At 74.0% G+C, this 15,811-nt stretch carries 16 protein-coding genes; all 16 read left to right on the top strand.

From position 1 onward, the window contains the following. The first annotated feature begins 29 nt into the window (after positions 1-29). The 16 genes from hisG (at position 30) to ABIH81_RS27245 (ending at position 15,797) form a co-directional block, all read left to right on the top strand. On the top strand, positions 30-875 hold the full coding sequence (gene hisG / locus ABIH81_RS27320) for an ATP phosphoribosyltransferase (RefSeq protein ID WP_349877777.1): 846 nt from the start codon (positions 30-32) through the stop codon (positions 873-875). Further along, entirely contained in the window at positions 872-1,834 is a 963-nt protein-coding gene (locus ABIH81_RS27315) for a DMT family transporter (RefSeq protein WP_349877776.1), read from the top strand. The genes hisG and ABIH81_RS27315 overlap by 4 nt, the downstream gene beginning before the upstream one ends. Then, the gene (locus ABIH81_RS27310; RefSeq protein ID WP_349877775.1) at positions 1,831-2,304 is read left to right on the top strand and encodes a PH domain-containing protein; all 474 of its coding nucleotides are present in this window, start codon (positions 1,831-1,833) and stop codon (positions 2,302-2,304) included. Before ABIH81_RS27315 ends, ABIH81_RS27310 begins: the two co-directional genes overlap by 4 nt. A 326-nt stretch (positions 2,305-2,630) precedes the next feature. Continuing rightward, positions 2,631-3,278, top strand: a complete 648-nt coding sequence (gene infC / locus ABIH81_RS27305; RefSeq protein WP_013285540.1) for a translation initiation factor IF-3 — start codon at positions 2,631-2,633, stop codon at positions 3,276-3,278. 19 nt (positions 3,279-3,297) lie between these two features. After that, positions 3,298-3,492: a 50S ribosomal protein L35 gene (gene rpmI / locus ABIH81_RS27300; protein WP_184684674.1), complete on the top strand. Its 195-nt coding sequence runs from the start codon at positions 3,298-3,300 to the stop codon at positions 3,490-3,492. 32 nt (positions 3,493-3,524) lie between these two features. Further along, positions 3,525-3,917 carry a 50S ribosomal protein L20 gene (gene rplT, locus ABIH81_RS27295; protein ID WP_013285541.1) on the top strand — a complete coding sequence of 131 codons (393 nt, stop codon included), beginning with the start codon at positions 3,525-3,527 and terminating at the stop codon, positions 3,915-3,917. A 32-nt stretch (positions 3,918-3,949) separates the two neighbouring features. After that, positions 3,950-4,834 (top strand): RNA methyltransferase, encoded by an 885-nt coding sequence (locus tag ABIH81_RS27290; protein ID WP_349877774.1) that lies wholly within the window; start codon positions 3,950-3,952, stop codon positions 4,832-4,834. Between the two features lie 167 nt (positions 4,835-5,001). Then, positions 5,002-6,063 carry a phenylalanine--tRNA ligase subunit alpha gene (gene pheS / locus ABIH81_RS27285; protein ID WP_030502471.1) on the top strand — a complete coding sequence of 354 codons (1,062 nt, stop codon included), beginning with the start codon at positions 5,002-5,004 and terminating at the stop codon, positions 6,061-6,063. Positions 6,064-6,089: 26 nt separating this feature from the next. Then, positions 6,090-8,654: a phenylalanine--tRNA ligase subunit beta gene (locus tag ABIH81_RS27280; protein WP_349877773.1), complete on the top strand. Its 2,565-nt coding sequence runs from the start codon at positions 6,090-6,092 to the stop codon at positions 8,652-8,654. A 177-nt stretch (positions 8,655-8,831) separates the two neighbouring features. Then, positions 8,832-9,833 carry an N-acetyl-gamma-glutamyl-phosphate reductase gene (gene argC, locus ABIH81_RS27275; protein ID WP_349877772.1) on the top strand — a complete coding sequence of 334 codons (1,002 nt, stop codon included), beginning with the start codon at positions 8,832-8,834 and terminating at the stop codon, positions 9,831-9,833. Beyond that, positions 9,830-11,002 (top strand): bifunctional glutamate N-acetyltransferase/amino-acid acetyltransferase ArgJ, encoded by a 1,173-nt coding sequence (gene argJ / locus ABIH81_RS27270; protein WP_349877771.1) that lies wholly within the window; start codon positions 9,830-9,832, stop codon positions 11,000-11,002. The genes argC and argJ overlap by 4 nt, the downstream gene beginning before the upstream one ends. Then, positions 10,999-11,886, top strand: a complete 888-nt coding sequence (argB, locus tag ABIH81_RS27265) for an acetylglutamate kinase (protein WP_349877770.1) — start codon at positions 10,999-11,001, stop codon at positions 11,884-11,886. The genes argJ and argB overlap by 4 nt, the downstream gene beginning before the upstream one ends. After that, on the top strand, positions 11,883-13,163 hold the full coding sequence (locus ABIH81_RS27260) for an acetylornithine transaminase (RefSeq protein ID WP_349877769.1): 1,281 nt from the start codon (positions 11,883-11,885) through the stop codon (positions 13,161-13,163). Before argB ends, ABIH81_RS27260 begins: the two co-directional genes overlap by 4 nt. Next, positions 13,160-14,086 (top strand): ornithine carbamoyltransferase, encoded by a 927-nt coding sequence (gene argF / locus ABIH81_RS27255; RefSeq protein WP_349877768.1) that lies wholly within the window; start codon positions 13,160-13,162, stop codon positions 14,084-14,086. Before ABIH81_RS27260 ends, argF begins: the two co-directional genes overlap by 4 nt. After that, the gene (locus ABIH81_RS27250) at positions 14,083-14,595 is read left to right on the top strand and encodes an arginine repressor (RefSeq protein WP_349877767.1); all 513 of its coding nucleotides are present in this window, start codon (positions 14,083-14,085) and stop codon (positions 14,593-14,595) included. Before argF ends, ABIH81_RS27250 begins: the two co-directional genes overlap by 4 nt. Beyond that, positions 14,592-15,797: an argininosuccinate synthase gene (locus ABIH81_RS27245; RefSeq protein ID WP_349877766.1), complete on the top strand. Its 1,206-nt coding sequence runs from the start codon at positions 14,592-14,594 to the stop codon at positions 15,795-15,797. Before ABIH81_RS27250 ends, ABIH81_RS27245 begins: the two co-directional genes overlap by 4 nt. The last annotated feature ends 14 nt before the right edge of the window (positions 15,798-15,811 follow it).

Here is a 15,811-nt window from a genome sequence, read left to right as displayed (position 1 = left end):
ATCATCCGATCGAACGAAGGAGCACTCCCATGCTGCGTGTCGCAGTACCCAACAAGGGCGCCCTGGCCGAGTCGGCCGCCGGGATGCTGCGCGAGGCGGGCTACCGCCAGCGCACCGACCCGAAGGACCTGGTCTGCCGGGACGAGCAGAACGACATCGAGTTCTTCTACCTGCGTCCCAAGGACATCGCCACCTACGTCGGCTCCGGTGACCTGGACGTCGGCATCACCGGCCGCGACCTGCTGATCGACTCCGGCGCGCCGGCCGAGGAGATCGTGGACCTCAACTTCGGGCGGGCCACGTTCCGGTTCGCCGCCCGGCCCGACGACGTCGCCTCCGTCCAGCAGCTCGGCGGGCACCGCATCGCCACCGCGTACCCCGGTCTGGTCGAGCGACACCTGGCCGAGCTGGGCGTCAAGGCCGACGTGATCCGCCTGGACGGCGCGGTGGAGAACGCCATCCGCCTGGGCGTGGCCGACGTGGTCGCCGACGTGGTGGAGACCGGCGCGACGCTGCGCCAGGCCGGCCTGGTGGTCTTCGGCGAGCCGCTGCTGCGCTCCTCGGCGGTGCTGGTCCGCCGCGCCGGTACGCCCGGCGGCGCCCAGCAGGAGCAGTTGCAGCGCCGGCTGCACGGCGTCCTGGTCGCCCGCCGGTACGTGATGCTCGCCTACGACGTGCCGGCCGGCCTGCTCGACCGGGCCAGCTCGCTGACCCCGGGCATCGAGTCGCCGACGGTCTCGCCGCTGCACCGGGAGGGCTGGGTGGCGGTGCAGGCGATGGTGCTCCGCGACGACGTCCACCGGATCATGGACGAGCTGTACGAGCTGGGCGCCCGCGCGATCCTGGTCACCAACATCCACGCCTGCCGGCTGTGAGGCCGCTGCCGCTCCCGGCCGCGCTCGCGGTGGTCGTGCTGGGCGGCGTGGCCTCGGCCGCCCAGGGCGCGGTCAACGCCGAGATGGGGGAGCGGACCGGTGCCCCGGTCCTCGGCGCGGTGGTCAACAACCTCGGCGGCTGCCTGCTGGTGCTGGCCGGGATCGTGGCGCTGCCCTCGATGCGTGCCGGGCTGGCCGGGCTGCGCCGCTCCGGGCTGCCCTGGTGGGCATACCTGGGCGGGGTGGGCGGCGCGGTGATCGTGCTGGTCGCGCCGGTGGTGGTGCCGGTGCTCGGGGTGGCGGTGTTCACCATCGCCCAGGTGGCCGGCGGCAGCCTCGGCGGCCTGGCGGTGGACCGGGCCGGGCTGGCCGCCACCGGGCGGATGCCGCTCACCCTGCCCCGCGTCGGCGGGGCGGTGCTCGGTGTCGGCGCGGTGGCCCTCGCCCAGCTCGGCCGCCCGGTCGGTGACCTCGCGGTCGGGCTGGTGCTGCTCTGCGTCCTGGGCGGGCTGGCGGTGGCCGGGCAGTCCGCGCTCAACGGCCGGGTCGCCGCCTCGGCCGGCCCGGCCGCCGGCCTCGCCGTCAACTTCGCGGTCAGCACCGTGGTGATCGGCGCGGTCGCGGCGCTCACCGGCGCGCTCGCGAGCCAGCCCCGCTGGCCTGCCCAGTGGTGGCTCTACCTCGGCGGCCTGCTCGGCGTCGGCATCGTGCTCTCCCTGCTGGTCGGGGTACGCGCCGCCGGGGTGCTGCGTACCGGCCTGGCGCTGGTGGCCGGGCAGCTCGGCGGCGCGCTGCTGCTGGACCTGGCGCTGCCCGGCGGCCCCGGTGTCCGGCTCCCGGTGCTGGCCGGCGCCCTGCTGACGCTGCTGGCAGTGGTGGTCACCGGGCTGCGCCGGCGCGGCCCGGACCGTGTGGCGGCCGAAGGCGCGCGCGAACCGGATGGCAGACTGGTCGGGTGAGCGATTCCGTGGTGACCGTGCGACCCCGCCGTGTCCGGGTCGTCTGCTGGGTGTCGGCCGTCACGCTGATCGTGGTGTTCAGCCTCGTCGCGACGTCGCTGACCGGTGCCACCGGCAACGGCTACGGCACGTTCCAGCGCGGCGACCAGTTCGCCATGATCGGCCTGGGGGTCTTCGGCGCGCTCGGCTTCCTGCTGTTCACCCGCCCCCGCGTGATCGCCGACGCCAAGGGCGTACGGGTGCGCAACGTGACCAGCTCGTACGAGCTGCCGTGGGAGGTCGTCCGCGGTGTCCGGTTCGACCGGGGCGCCCCGTGGGCCAGCCTGGAGCTGCACGACGACGACCTGCTGCCGATGGTCGCGCTGCAGGCCGCCGACAAGGAGAGCGCCGTCGAGGCGGTCCGCGCGCTGCGCCGCCTGCACCAGGCGCACCTGGCGGCGCTGTCCGCCGGCCAGTCGGCACCCCGCTGACCAGCGAGCCCGGTTTGGGCGGGCCTGGGCCGAGGGTGTAGTGTTGCGGAGTCGACCAGACTGCCCCCGTCCCTGACGCGCGGGCGGTCGAGAAGCGGAGCGCCCGCTCCCACCCGAGTCGCCGCCACGGTGGCCGGGTCCGGTCCCCCGGTTTCGGGCACGTCCCGACGCCGGATGCGCGATCCTATGATCGTGCCGACCGGTCGAGTGGGCCCTGGCATACGCCGGGGCCTTCTGCTTTCCGGGTCGGCTCCCACCCGGGAGCCCACGGAGTCGGCACCGTAGGAGACTCGACTCGAGGAGGCCCCATCAGCGTCGAACCACGCGTGAACGAGCAGATCCGGGCACGTGAGGTCCGACTGGTCGGTCCTGAGGGTGAGCAGGTGGGCATCGTCCCGCTGGAGCGCGCCCTGCAGCTGGCCGCGGACGTCGACCTGGACCTGGTCGAGGTTGCGCCGATGGCGCGCCCGCCGGTGTGCAAGCTCATGGACTTCGGCAAGTTCAAGTACGAGAGCGCACTGAAGGCGCGCGAAGCGCGGCGTAACCAGCAGCAGACCGTCATCAAGGAGATGAAGCTCCGGCCGAAGATCGACCCGCACGACTACGAGACCAAGAAGGGTCACGTGGTGCGGTTCCTCAAGGCGGGCGACAAGGTCAAGGTGACGATCATGTTCCGCGGTCGGGAGCAGAGCCGCCCGGAGCTGGGCTACCGGCTCCTGCGCCGGCTCGAGTCCGAGATCACGGACCTGGGATACGTCGAGGCCGCGCCGAAGCAGGACGGCCGAAACATGATCATGGTTCTCGCTCCGCACCGGGCCGTCAAGGCCTCCGCGGTCGCCGCCACGGCGTCCCGCGGTGGACCGCGCGACCGGGCAGCGGAGGAACCGGCCGCTCCGGCCGGCGAGACCCCGGCGGCCGGCGAGACCGCAGCAGCCGGTGAGACCGGCACGACCGCTGAGACCAGCGGCCAGTAACAGGGGAGAAGACGTTCCAATGCCGAAGATGAAGAGCCACACGGGTATGGGCAAGCGGGTCAAGGTGACCGGCAAGGGCAAGATCGTTGCCCAGCAGGCCGGCCTTCGCCACAACCTGGAGAAGAAGCCCAGCACCCAGACCCGTCGGCTGACCGGCACCGTCGAGCTGGCCAAGGCCGACATCAAGCGCATCAAGAAGCTGCTCGGCCGCTGACGCGAGCCACCTGAACCGAAGAAGGAGTTGAGATGGCACGCGTCAAGCGGGCTGTGAACGCCCAGAAGAAGCGTCGTACCCTGCTGGAGACCGCGAGCGGTTACCGCGGTCAGCGCTCCCGGCTGTACCGCAAGGCCAAGGAGCAGGTGCTGCACTCGATGCAGTACTCCTACCGGGACCGTCGCGACCGCAAGGGCGACTTCCGGCAGCTCTGGATCCAGCGGATCAACGCCGGCGCCCGGGCCAACGGCCTGACCTACAACCGGCTGATCCAGGGCCTGCGCCTGGCCGGCATCGAGGTCGACCGGAAGATCCTGGCCGACATGGCCGTCAACGACGCCGCCGCGTTCGCGGCGATCGTCGAGCTGGCCCGCGCCGCCGTGGCGGCCGAGGGCACCGGTGGCGCCGCGGCTCAGGCCGCCTGACCCACCCCGTACGGCAGATCGAGGCGTCTCCCATGCAGTCACAGTCGCAGGGGAGGCGCCTCGACGCCGTTCCCGGACCGTTCACCCCGCGTACCCCGAGGGTCGTGGCGGCCCGCCGGTTGCAGCGCCGGCGCGACCGCGACCAGGCCGGCCGGTTCCTGGCCGAGGGGCCGCAGGCGGTCCGGGAGGCGCTCGCCCGCGCCGGCACCGTGGTCGAGCTGTTCGGCACCCCGGCGGCGCTCGACCGGTACGCCGACCTCGCGGCCGCAGCCGCCCGCGCCGACGTACCGGTCTCCGAGGTGACCGACGACGCGCTCGCCGCGCTCACCGAGACCGTGGCCCCGCAGGGCCTGGTGGCGGTCTGCCGGCACCTCGACGTACCCCTGGAGCAGGCCGTGGCGCGCGGGCCGCGACTGGTCGCGGTGCTCGCCGGGATCCGCGACCCGGGCAACGCCGGCACCGTGCTGCGCACCGCCGACGCGGCGGGCGCCGGCGCGGTGGTCTTCGCCGGCGAGGCGGTCGACCCCTACAACGGCAAGTGCGTGCGGGCCTCCGCCGGCAGCCTCTTCCACGTCGACGTGGTGCGCGCCGCCGACCCGCTCGCCGCCGTCGAGGCGCTGCGGGCCGCCGGTCTCACGATCTTCGCCACCACCGGGTACGGCGACAGCGACCTGGACGACCTCGCCGACGCGGGCCGGCTGGCCACACCCACCGCGTGGCTGTTCGGCTCGGAGGCGCACGGCCTGCCCGAGGAGCTGACCGGTGCGGCCGACGCCCGGGTCCGGGTGCCGCTGCACGGGCGCGCGGAGAGCCTGAACCTGGCTGCGGCGGCGGCCGTCTGCCTGTATTCTTCCGCCAGAGCACTGCGTGCCCCCAGGGTCACGCACGACAGAGCAGGGGAGTCCGCCTCGTCATGAACGCGCCACGGCGTTCGTTTAGCCAGCCCGCCGGTGTCGGCGGGCGGCGGGCCTGACCCTTCCCCTGCACGACTCCCCACCGGCGGGCTGCGGCGAAGCCGCGCGTCCGTAGACTCGCCTAGCCACCCGCGAGGGTCGGCGCCGCCGTGAGGGAGTGCCCGTTCACCATGAGCTACCGCAACGATCCGTACGACCCGAAGCAGGTCGCCCTGCTCGACCCGGACGCCCTGGCCGGAGCAGTGGCCGACGCCGAGAAGGCGTTCGCCGGGGCCGCCGACCCGGACGCGCTCGCCGCGCTGCGCCCCGCGCACCTCGGTGACCGGTCCCCGGTGTCGCTGGCCCGCCGGGAGATCGGCGCGCTGCCGCCGGCCGCGAAGGCCGACGCCGGCAAGCGGGTCAACGAGGCCCGCCGGGCCATCGAGTCCGCGTACGCCGCCCGGCAGGAGATCCTGGACCGGGAACGGGCCGCGCGGGTGCTGGTCGAGGAACGGGTCGACGTGACCCTGCCGTACGACCGCCGGCCGCGCGGCGCCCGCCATCCGCTGAGCGTGCTGATGGAGCAGATCAGCGACCTGTTCATCGGCATGGGCTACGAGGTGGCCGAGGGCCCCGAGGTCGAGCTGGAGTGGACCAACTTCGACGCGCTGAACATCCCGGCCGACCACCCGGCGCGCGGCCTGATGGACACGTTCCACATCGCCCCCCAGGGCAGTGGCCTCGTGCTGCGCACCCACACCTCGCCGGTGCAGGCGCGCACGATGCTCAGCCGCAAGCCGCCCATCTACGTGGTGGTGCCCGGCCGGGTCTACCGCACCGACGAGCTGGACGCCACCCACGCGCCGGTGTTCCACCAGGTCGAGGGTCTGGTGGTGGACAAGGGCATCACCATGGCGCACCTGCGCGGCACGCTCGACCACTTCGCCCGGGCCATGTTCGGCGAGGGCGCGAAGACGCGCTGGCGGCCGCACTACTTCCCGTTCACCGAGCCGTCGGCGGAGTTCGACGTCTGGTTCCCGGAGCACCGGGACGGTCCGCAGTGGGTCGAGTGGGGCGGCTGCGGCATGGTCAACCCGCGGGTGCTGCGCGCCTGCGGCATCGACCCGGAGGTCTACTCCGGATTCGCGTTCGGCATGGGCATCGACCGGACCGTGATGGTCCGGCACGGCGTCAGTGACATGCGGGACATGGCCGAGGGCGACGTGCGGTTCACCCGCGCGTTCGGCGCCTGAGCTACGGGAACGGTGGTTTAACAGTCATGCGAGTCTCTGTCAGTTGGCTGCGGGAGTACGTGGACCTGCCGGCCGACCTGCCCACCGGCGACCTGGAGCAGGCGCTGGTCGACCTCGGCATCGAGGTCGAGTCCGTGGTGGACCTGCGCGAGTCCGTCACCGGCCCGCTGGTCGTCGGCGAGGTCCTGGAGATCGAGGAGCTGACCGGCTTCAAGAAGCCGATCCGCTTCTGCCGGGTGGACGTCGGCGCCGCGAACGGCACCGGCGAGCCGCAGGAGATCGTCTGCGGGGCGCGCAACTTCGCCCAGGGCGACAAGGTCGTGGTGATCCTCCCCGGCAGCGTGCTGCCCGGCGGGTTCGCCATCGGCGCGCGCAAGACGTACGGGCGCAACTCCCACGGCATGATCTGCTCGGCGCAGGAGCTGGGGCTGGGCGACGACCATTCGGGCATCATCGTGCTGCCCGAGGACGTCAAGGCCCAGCCCGGCGACGACGCCCGGCCCGTCGTCGGCCTGGACGACGTCGTGGTCGAGATGGAGATCACCCCGGACCGGGGGTACGCGCTGAGCGTGCGCGGTATCGCCCGGGAGCTGTCGCACGCGCTCGGCGTGCCGTTCCGCGACCCGGCCGACGCGCCCGCGCCCGGCGCGACCGCCGAGCCGGCGTATCCGGTGGAGGTCCGCGACCCGGTCGGCTGCGACCGGTTCGCGGCGCGGATGGTGCGCGGCATCGACCCGACGGTCGAGACGCCCGGCTGGATGCGGCAGCGCCTCACGGTGGCCGGGGTGCGCAGCATCTCGCTGGCCGTCGACATCACCAACTACCTGATGCTCGAACTCGGCCAGCCGATGCACGCCTTCGACGCGGACCGGATCGCCGGGACGCTCGTGGTGCGCCGCGCCGAGGCGGGGGAGAAGCTGACCACGCTGGACGGCGTGAGCCGCACCCTGTCCGCCGAGGACCTGGTCATCTGCGACGACACCGGTCCGATCTCGCTGGCCGCGGTGATGGGCGGCGAGACCAGCGAGGTGCTCGCGTCCACCACGAACGTGCTGTTCGAGGCGGCGCACTGGGATCCGGCCACCGTCGGCCGTACCGCGCGACGGCACAAGCTGTTCAGCGAGGCCGCCAAGCGGTGGGAGCGCGGTGTCGACCCGGCGCTGCCGCCCGTCGCGCTGGAGAAGGCGGTCCGGCTGCTCACCGACCTGGCCGGCGGCACGGCCGGCGAGGAGGTGCTCGACATCGACCACGTCGCGCCGCGTACGCCCGTGACGCTGCCGGTGGACCTGCCGTCGCGGCGTGTGGGTGTGACCTACTCGCCGGACCGGGTGGTGGAGCTGCTGGAGCAGGTCGGCTGCACCATCGCCCGGGGCGCCGACCGGCTCGCCGAGGACCCGGGCGCCGTCGGCACGGCCGCCGGTGGCGGTTCTGCCGCCGGGGCTGGTGAGGTGCTGACCGTGACGCCGCCGAGCTGGCGGCCCGACCTGACCGACCCGGCGGACCTGGTGGAGGAGGTGGTACGCCTCGACGGCTACGACCGCGTGCCGTCGGTGCTGCCCACCGCGCCGCCCGGCCGGGGGCTGACCTGGCAGCAGCGGCGCCGCCGGGCCGTCGCCCGCTCGCTCGCGGAGCGCGGCTACGTCGAGGTGCTGGCGCAGCCGTTCGTCGCGCCGGAGCTGGCCGACCAGCTCGGCCTGCCCGCCGACGACCCGCGCCGCCCCGCGGTACGGCTGGCGAACCCGCTGTCGGAGGAGGAGCCGCTGCTGCGCACCATGCTGCTCGGCCCGCTGCTCGGCATCGTCAAGCGCAACGTCGGCCGGGGTCAGCGGGACGTGGCGATCTACGAGATCGGCACGGTCTTCCACCCGCGTCCCGGCGCCGGCGCCCCGCCCGCGATGGGCGTGGACCGGCGGCCCACCGACGAGGAGTTCGCCGCCGCCGACGCGGTGGTGCCCGCCCAGCCCCGGCACGTCGCGGTGGCGCTCACCGGCGAGATCGAACCGGCCGGCTGGTGGGGCGCGGGCCGCTCGGCCGGCTGGGCGGACGCGGTCGAGGCGGGCCGGGTGGTGCTCGACGCCGCCGGGATCCCCGCCGACCGGGTGACGGTACGGGCCGGCGAGCGGGCGCCCTGGCACCCGGGCCGCTGCGCCGAACTGGTGGTGGACGACGTGGTCGTCGGCCACGCCGGTGAGCTGCACCCGGCTGTGCTGGCCGCGCTGGAGCTGCCCCGGCGTACCAGCGCCATGGAACTGGACCTGGACGCGCTGCCCGCCGCTCCGCTGGCGGCCGGCCCGACCATCTCCACGTTCCCGCCGGCCCTGATCGACGTGGCGCTGGTGGTGGACGACTCGGTGCCGGCCGCCGAGGTGCGGGCCGCGCTCGTCGAGGGGGCGGGGCCGCTGCTGGAGGACGTGCGCCTGTTCGACGTCTACACCTCCGAGCAGCTCGGCGAGGGACGCAAGTCGCTGGCGTACAAGCTGACGTTCCGCGCCCCGGACCGGACTCTCGCGGGCGAGGAGGCGGTGGCCGCGCGCGACGCGGCGGTCGCCGTCGCCGCCGAGCGCTTCGGCGCCACCCTGCGCGGCGCCTGACGCGAAAGGAGGGGCCCCCTCTTAACGCCTCCGGTAGAGGAGGGGGCCCCTTTTAACACGCCGGCCCACGCGAGCCGCTGGTGAACGTCATCTCATGGCTATGCAATGCGCCGTATGACCTTGCGGTGGCGTGGCCCCGGCGGGTAACCTCCATTGCATAGTCATGCGGAGGTGGGTATGGGCATTCGGGTTGCCGTGGCCGGGGCGAGTGGATACGCCGGGGGCGAACTGCTGCGCCTGCTCGCCGGTCACCCCGAGTTCGAGCTGATCGCCGCCACCGCGCACAGCCAGGCCGGTCAGCCCGTCACCGCCGTACACCCGCACCTGGCCGGCCTGGATTTGGTGTTCGCCGCGACCGAACCGGCGACCCTTGCCGACGCGGACCTGGTCTTCCTGGCCCTGCCGCACGGGCAGTCCGCGGCGCTCGCCGCGGCGCTGCCCGACACCGCCAAGGTGGTCGACCTCGGCGCGGACCACCGGCTGCGCGACGCCGGCGCCTGGTCCCGTTACTACGGCGGGGAGCACGCCGGCGCCTGGACCTACGGTCTGCCCGAGCTGCCCGGGCAGCGGGCCGAGATCGCCGCCGCGACGCGGGTCGCCAGCACCGGCTGCTACGCGGTGGCGACCACGCTGGCGCTGGCCCCGCTGATCGCGGCCGGCGCGGTACGCCCCGACGACGTGGTGGTGGTCGCCGCCTCCGGCACCTCCGGCGCGGGCCGGGCCGCCAAGGCCCACCTGCTCGGCAGCGAGGTGATGGGCGACCTGACGCCCTACAAGGTGGGCGCGCACCAGCACGTGCCGGAGATCAAGCAGGCCACCGCCGCGACCGGGCTCTCCTTCACCCCGGTGCTCGCGCCGATGCCCCGGGGGATCCTGGCCACCGTCACCGCCGTGCCCACCGGCGACGCCGACCCGCGTGCGGTGCTGGCCGCCGCGTACGCCGACGCGCCGTTCGTGCACGTACTGCCCGAGGGGGCGTGGCCGCACACCGCCGCCACCGCCGGCTCGAACTCCTGCCACCTCCAGGCGACTGTGGACGTCGACTCGGGGCGGGTGATCGTGGTCAGCGCGATCGACAACCTCGGCAAGGGCGCGGCCGGCCAGGCCGTGCAGAACGCCAACCTGATGGTGGGTCTCCCGGAGACCACCGGTCTGTCCGTGTTTGGAGTGGCCCCGTGAGCGTCACCGTCCCCCGTGGGTTCCGCGCCGCAGGTGTCGCGGCCGGACTGAAGTCCTCCGGCGCCGCCGACGTCGCCCTCGTGATCAACGACGGCCCGGACGCCGGCGTGGCCGGTGTCTTCACCGCCAACCGGGTCAAGGCCGCGCCGGTGCTGTGGAGCCAGCAGGTCGTGCACGGCGGCGTCGTGCGCGCCGTGGTGCTCAACTCCGGCGGCGCGAACGCCTGCACCGGACCGGCCGGCTTCCAGGACACCCACGCCACCGCCGAGCACACCGCCGCCGCGATCACCGCGGCCAACGCCCGGCTGATCGTCGGCGCGGGCGAGGTCGCGGTGTGCTCGACCGGCCTGATCGGCGAGCGGCTGCCGATGGACAAACTGCTTCCCGGCGTACGCGAGGCGGCGCGCGGCCTGTCCCGCGACGGCGGCCCGGCCGCCGCCGAAGCGATCATGACCACCGACACCCGGCCCAAGACGACAGTGGCGCAGGGTACGGGCTGGACCGTCGGCGGCATGGCCAAGGGCGCGGGCATGCTCGCCCCGGCCATGGCCACCATGCTCTGCGTGCTCACCACCGACGCGGTGGCCGGGCCGGACGCCCTGGACGCCGCGCTGCGCGCCGCCACCCGGGTCACGTTCGACCGGATCGACTCCGACGGCTGCATGTCCACGAACGACACGGTGCTGCTGCTGGCCAGCGGCGCCTCCGGGATCGAGCCGACCGAGGCCGAGCTGACCGCCGCGGTCACCGCCGCCTGCCACGAGCTGGCCCAGCAGCTCCTGGCCGACGCGGAGGGCGCGACCAAGGAGGTCGCGATCGAGGTGGTCGGCGCGGCGAGCGAGGACGACGCGGTCGAGGTGGGCCGCACGGTGGCCCGCAACAACCTGGTGAAGACCGCGCTGTTCGGCAACGACCCGAACTGGGGCCGGATCCTCGCCGCGGTCGGCACCACCGCCGCCGTGTTCGAGCCGGACGGCGTGGACGTCGCGGTCAACGGCATCTGGGTGTGCCGGGGCGGCGCCGCCGCCGAGGACCGCGCCAAGGTGGACCTCACCGGCCGCGACGTGACGGTCCGGATCGACCTGCACGCCGGCGCCGACGCGGCCACCATCTGGACCAACGACCTGTCCCACGCGTACGTCCACGAGAACTCGGCCTATTCCACATGAACCTCTCCGCTGACCTCACCCGGGCCCAGGCCAAGGCCGCCACGCTGATCGAGGCGCTGCCCTGGCTGGCCCGTTTCTCCGGCGCCACGGTCGTCGTCAAGTACGGCGGCAACGCCATGGTCGACCCCGAACTCCAGCGGGCGTTCGCCGCCGACATGGTGTTCCTGCGCTACGCGGGCCTGAAGCCGGTCGTGGTGCACGGCGGCGGCCCGCAGATCTCCGCCATGCTCGGCCGGCTCGGCATCGCCAGCGAGTTCCGCGGCGGCCTGCGGGTCACCACCCCGGAGGCGATGGACGTGGTCCGGATGGTGCTCGTCGGTCAGGTCGGCCGGGAACTGGTCGGCCTGATCAACGCGCACGGCCCGTACGCGGTCGGCCTCTCCGGTGAGGACGCCGGGCTGTTCACCGCCGTGCGCCGTTCCGCGTACGTGGACGGGGAACCGGTCGACGTGGGGCAGGTCGGTGACGTGGAGTCGGTCAACGTCTCGGCTGTGACCGACCTGATCGAGGCCGGCCGGATCCCGGTCATCTCGACCGTCGCGCCGGACGCCGACGGGGTGCTGCACAACCTCAACGCGGACACCGCCGCCGCCGCGCTGGCGATCGCGCTGGACGCCCGCAAGCTGGTCGTGCTGACCGACGTGCCCGGCCTGTACGCCGACTGGCCGGACACGTCCAGCCTGGTCAGCGAGATCACCGCGGACGACCTGGCGAAGCTGCTGCCGTCCCTGGAGTCGGGCATGGTCCCGAAGATGGAGGCCTGCCTGCGGGCGGTGCGCGGGGGAGTGCCCGCCGCGCACGTCGTCGACGGCCGGGTCGCCCACTCCACGCTGCTGGAAGTGTTCACGTCGGAGGGCTTCGGAACCATGGTGATCGACTCATGAGCACGCTGGTGCAGCGGTGGAACGCCACCATGATGGACAACTACGGCACGCCGCCGCTGGCGCTCGTCTCCGGCTCCGGCGCCGTCGTGGTCGACGAGACCGGCCGGGAGTACGTCGACCTGCTCGGCGGCATCGCCGTCAACGCGCTCGGCCACGCCCACCCGGCAGTGGTGGCCGCCGTCAGCAAGCAGGTCGCGACGCTCGGGCACGTGTCGAACCTGTTCGTCGCCGAGCCGCCGGTGGCGCTGGCCGAGCTGCTGCTGGCGCTGGCCGGCCGCCCGGGCCGGGTGTTCTTCGCCAACTCCGGGGCGGAGGCCAACGAGGCCGCGTTCAAGCTGTCCCGGCTCACCGGCCGCCGGCACGTGGTCGCCACCCACGGTGGCTTCCACGGCCGGACCATGGGCGCGCTGGCGCTGACCGGGCAGCCCGCCAAGGCCGACCCGTTCCGCCCGCTGCCCGGCGACGTGACCCACGTGCCGTTCGGCGACGCCGACGCGCTGGCCGAGGCGGTCACCGACGACACCGCCATGCTGATCATCGAGCCGATCCAGGGCGAGAACGGCGTGGTCGTCCCGCCGCCCGGCTACGTGGCCGCGGCCCGGCGGATCACCGCCGCGCACGGCGCGCTGCTGGTGCTCGACGAGGTGCAGACCGGCGTCGGCCGGACCGGCCACTGGTTCGCCCACCAGGCCGAGGGCGTCGAGCCGGACGTGATCACGCTCGCCAAGGGCCTCGGCGGCGGCCTGCCGCTGGGCGCCTGCCTGGCCTTCGGCCGGGCCGCCGACCTGCTCACCCCCGGCTCGCACGGCACCACGTTCGGCGGCAACCCGGTCAGCTGCGCCGCCGCGCTCGCGGTCGTCTCCACGATCGCGCACGAGGGCCTGCTCGACCACGTCAAGCGCGTCGGCGAGCGGCTGCGGCGCGGCGTCGAGGCGCTCGGGCACCCGCTGGTACGCGAGGTGCGCGGCGCCGGGCTGCTGCTCGGCATCGTGCTCGACCGGCCGGTCTCCGGTGCGGCCGCGGCGGCGCTGCGCGAGGCGGGCTTCCTGGTCAACCCGGTGCAGCCGGACGTGGTCCGGCTCGCCCCGCCGCTGATCCTCACCGCGGCGCAGGCCGACGCGTTCCTCGCCGCGCTGCCGGCCGCGCTGTCCGCCGCCGTTCCCACCGGCACCGCCGCGCCCGCCCAGGCCGCCGCGCCCGGCCTTCCCGCCGGCACCACCGCGCCCGCCGGCACCACCGCGCCCGACGCCACGACCCCGACGGAGGCTCCCGCATGATCCGCCACTTCCTGCGCGACGACGACCTCACGCCCGCCGAGCAGGCCGCCGTGCTCGACCTCGCCGCCCGGATGAAGGCCGACCGGTACGCGCACCAGCCCCTGGCCGGGCCGAAGTCGGTGGCGGTGCTGTTCGACAAGCAGAGCCTGCGGACCCGGATCTCCTTCGACGTGGGCATCGCCGAACTGGGCGGGCACCCGCTCGTGGTGGACACCCAGGTCACCCACTTCGGCCGGGGCGAGACGCTCGGCGACGCCGGCCGGGTGCTGTCCCGCTACGTCGCCGCGATCGTGCTGCGCACCCACGGCGACGACCGGATCGCCGAGGTCGCCGCGCACGCCACGGTGCCGGTGGTCAACGCGCTCACCGACACGTACCACCCCTGCCAGCTGCTGGCCGACCTGCTCACCGTGCGGGAACGCTTCGGCGGCACCGCCGGGCGGATCCTCACGTACGTGGGCGACGCGGCGAACAACGTGGCCCACTCGTACCTGCTGGCCGGCGCGACCGCCGGGATGCACGTGCGGATCGCCGGCCCGGCCGGGTTCCAGCCGGACCCGGAGATCGTGGCCCGCGCCGAGAAGATCGCCGCCACCACCGGCGGTTCGGTGCAGCTGCTCACCGACCCGGCCGAGGCGGTACGCGGTGCGCACGTCGTCGCCACCGACACCTGGACGTCGATGGGGCAGGAGTCCGACGGGCTGGACCGGATCACGCCGTTCCTGCCGTACCAGGTCAACGCCGCGCTGCTCGGCCACGCCGACGCCGACGTGATCGTGCTGCACTGCCTGCCCGCCCACCGGGGCGAGGAGATCACCGACGAGGCGCTCGACGGCCCGCACAGCGCGGTGTTCGACCAGGCGGAGAATCGGCTGCACGCCCAGAAGGCGCTGCTGACGTTTCTCCTGGAGGAATCCGCATGACCGCTCCGCTGACCCGCGCCGCGCGGCACGCCCGCATCGTCGAGCTGATCCGCGACACCCCCATCCACTCGCAGACCGAGCTGGCCGACCTGCTCGCCGGGGACGGCATCCAGGTCACCCAGGCCACGCTGTCGCGCGACCTGAAGGAACTGGGAGCGGTGACCGCGCGCGGCGGCGACGGGCGGGGCGTCTACCTGATCCCGGAGGACGGGCACCGGCCGCTGCGCGACGCCGAGGGCGCGCCGGCCCGGCTGGTCCGGCTGCTGCGTGAGCTGCTCAACGGCGTCGACTCCAGCGGCAACATCGCGGTGCTGCGTACCCCGCCGGGTGCGGCCCATTACCTCGCCAGCGCGCTGGACCGGGCGGGCCTGTCCGAGATCGTCGGCACCATCGCCGGCGACGACACCATCCTCGTCGTGGCCCGCGAGGCCGACGGCGGGGCCGCGCTGGGTGAGCGGCTCGCCGCCTGGGCCGGCCGGGACGACACAGTCGAAGGGGGCACCTCGTGACCGAGCGGGTCGTGCTGGCGTACTCCGGGGGCCTGGACACCTCGGTCGCCATCCCGTACCTGGCCGAGCGGACCGGCGCGGAGGTGATCGCGGTCGCTGTCGACGTCGGCCAGGGCGGCGAGGACATGACGGTGATCCGGCAGCGCGCGCTCGACTGCGGCGCCGTCGAGTCCGAGGTGGTCGACGCCCGCGACGAGTTCGCCGCCGACTACTGCCTGCCGGCGATTCGGGCCAACGCCCTCTACATGGACCGCTATCCGCTGGTGTCCGCGCTGTCCCGGCCGCTGATCGTCAAGCACCTGGTCGCGGCGGCGCGTGCCCACGGCGGCACGATCGTGTCGCACGGCTGCACCGGCAAGGGCAACGACCAGGTCCGGTTCGAGGCCGGCCTGGCCGCGCTCGCGCCCGACCTGACGGTCGTCGCCCCGGCCCGGGACTTCGCCTGGACCCGGGACAAGGCGATCGCGTTCGCCGAGGAGAAAGGGCTGCCGATCGACGTGTCGGCGAAGTCGCCGTACTCGATCGACCAGAACCTGTGGGGCCGGGCCGTGGAGACCGGTTTCCTGGAGGACATCTGGAACGCCCCGGTCGAGGACCTCTACGCGTACACCGAGGACCCGGCCTCGGAACGCGACCCGGACGACGTGGTGATCACGTTCGACGGCGGCGTCCCGGTCGCGATCGACGGCGAGACGGTCACCCCGTACCAGGCGATCCGGGAGCTGAACCGGCGGGCCGGGGCGCACGGCGTGGGCCGGCTCGACATGGTCGAGGACCGGCTGGTCGGCATCAAGAGCCGCGAGGTGTACGAGGCGCCCGGTGCGCTCGCCCTGATCACCGCCCACCAGGAGCTGGAGGCGGTCACCGTCGAGCGGGACCTGGCCCGGTTCAAGCGCGGCGTCGACCAGCGCTGGGGCGAACTGGTCTACGACGGGCTCTGGTTCTCGCCGCTGAAGCGGTCGCTGGACGCGTTCATCGACGACGCCCAGCGGCACGTCACAGGCGAGGTACGGCTGCGCCTGCACGGCGGCCGGGCGGTGGTGACCGGCCGGCGCTCCGAGGCGAGCCTCTACGACTTCGGCCTGGCCACCTACGACACCGGCGACACGTTCGACCAGTCGCTGGCGAAGGGATTCGTACAACTGTGGGGACTGCCCAGCAAGATGGCCGCGCAACGGGACGCCCGGATGGGAGGGGCCTGATGGTGGGCACCACA

Source organism: Micromonospora sp. HUAS YX12 (genome assembly GCF_040215685.1).
Taxonomy (GTDB): domain Bacteria; phylum Actinomycetota; class Actinomycetes; order Mycobacteriales; family Micromonosporaceae; genus Micromonospora; species Micromonospora tulbaghiae.
This window is presented reverse-complemented; position numbering and strand designations above follow the sequence as displayed.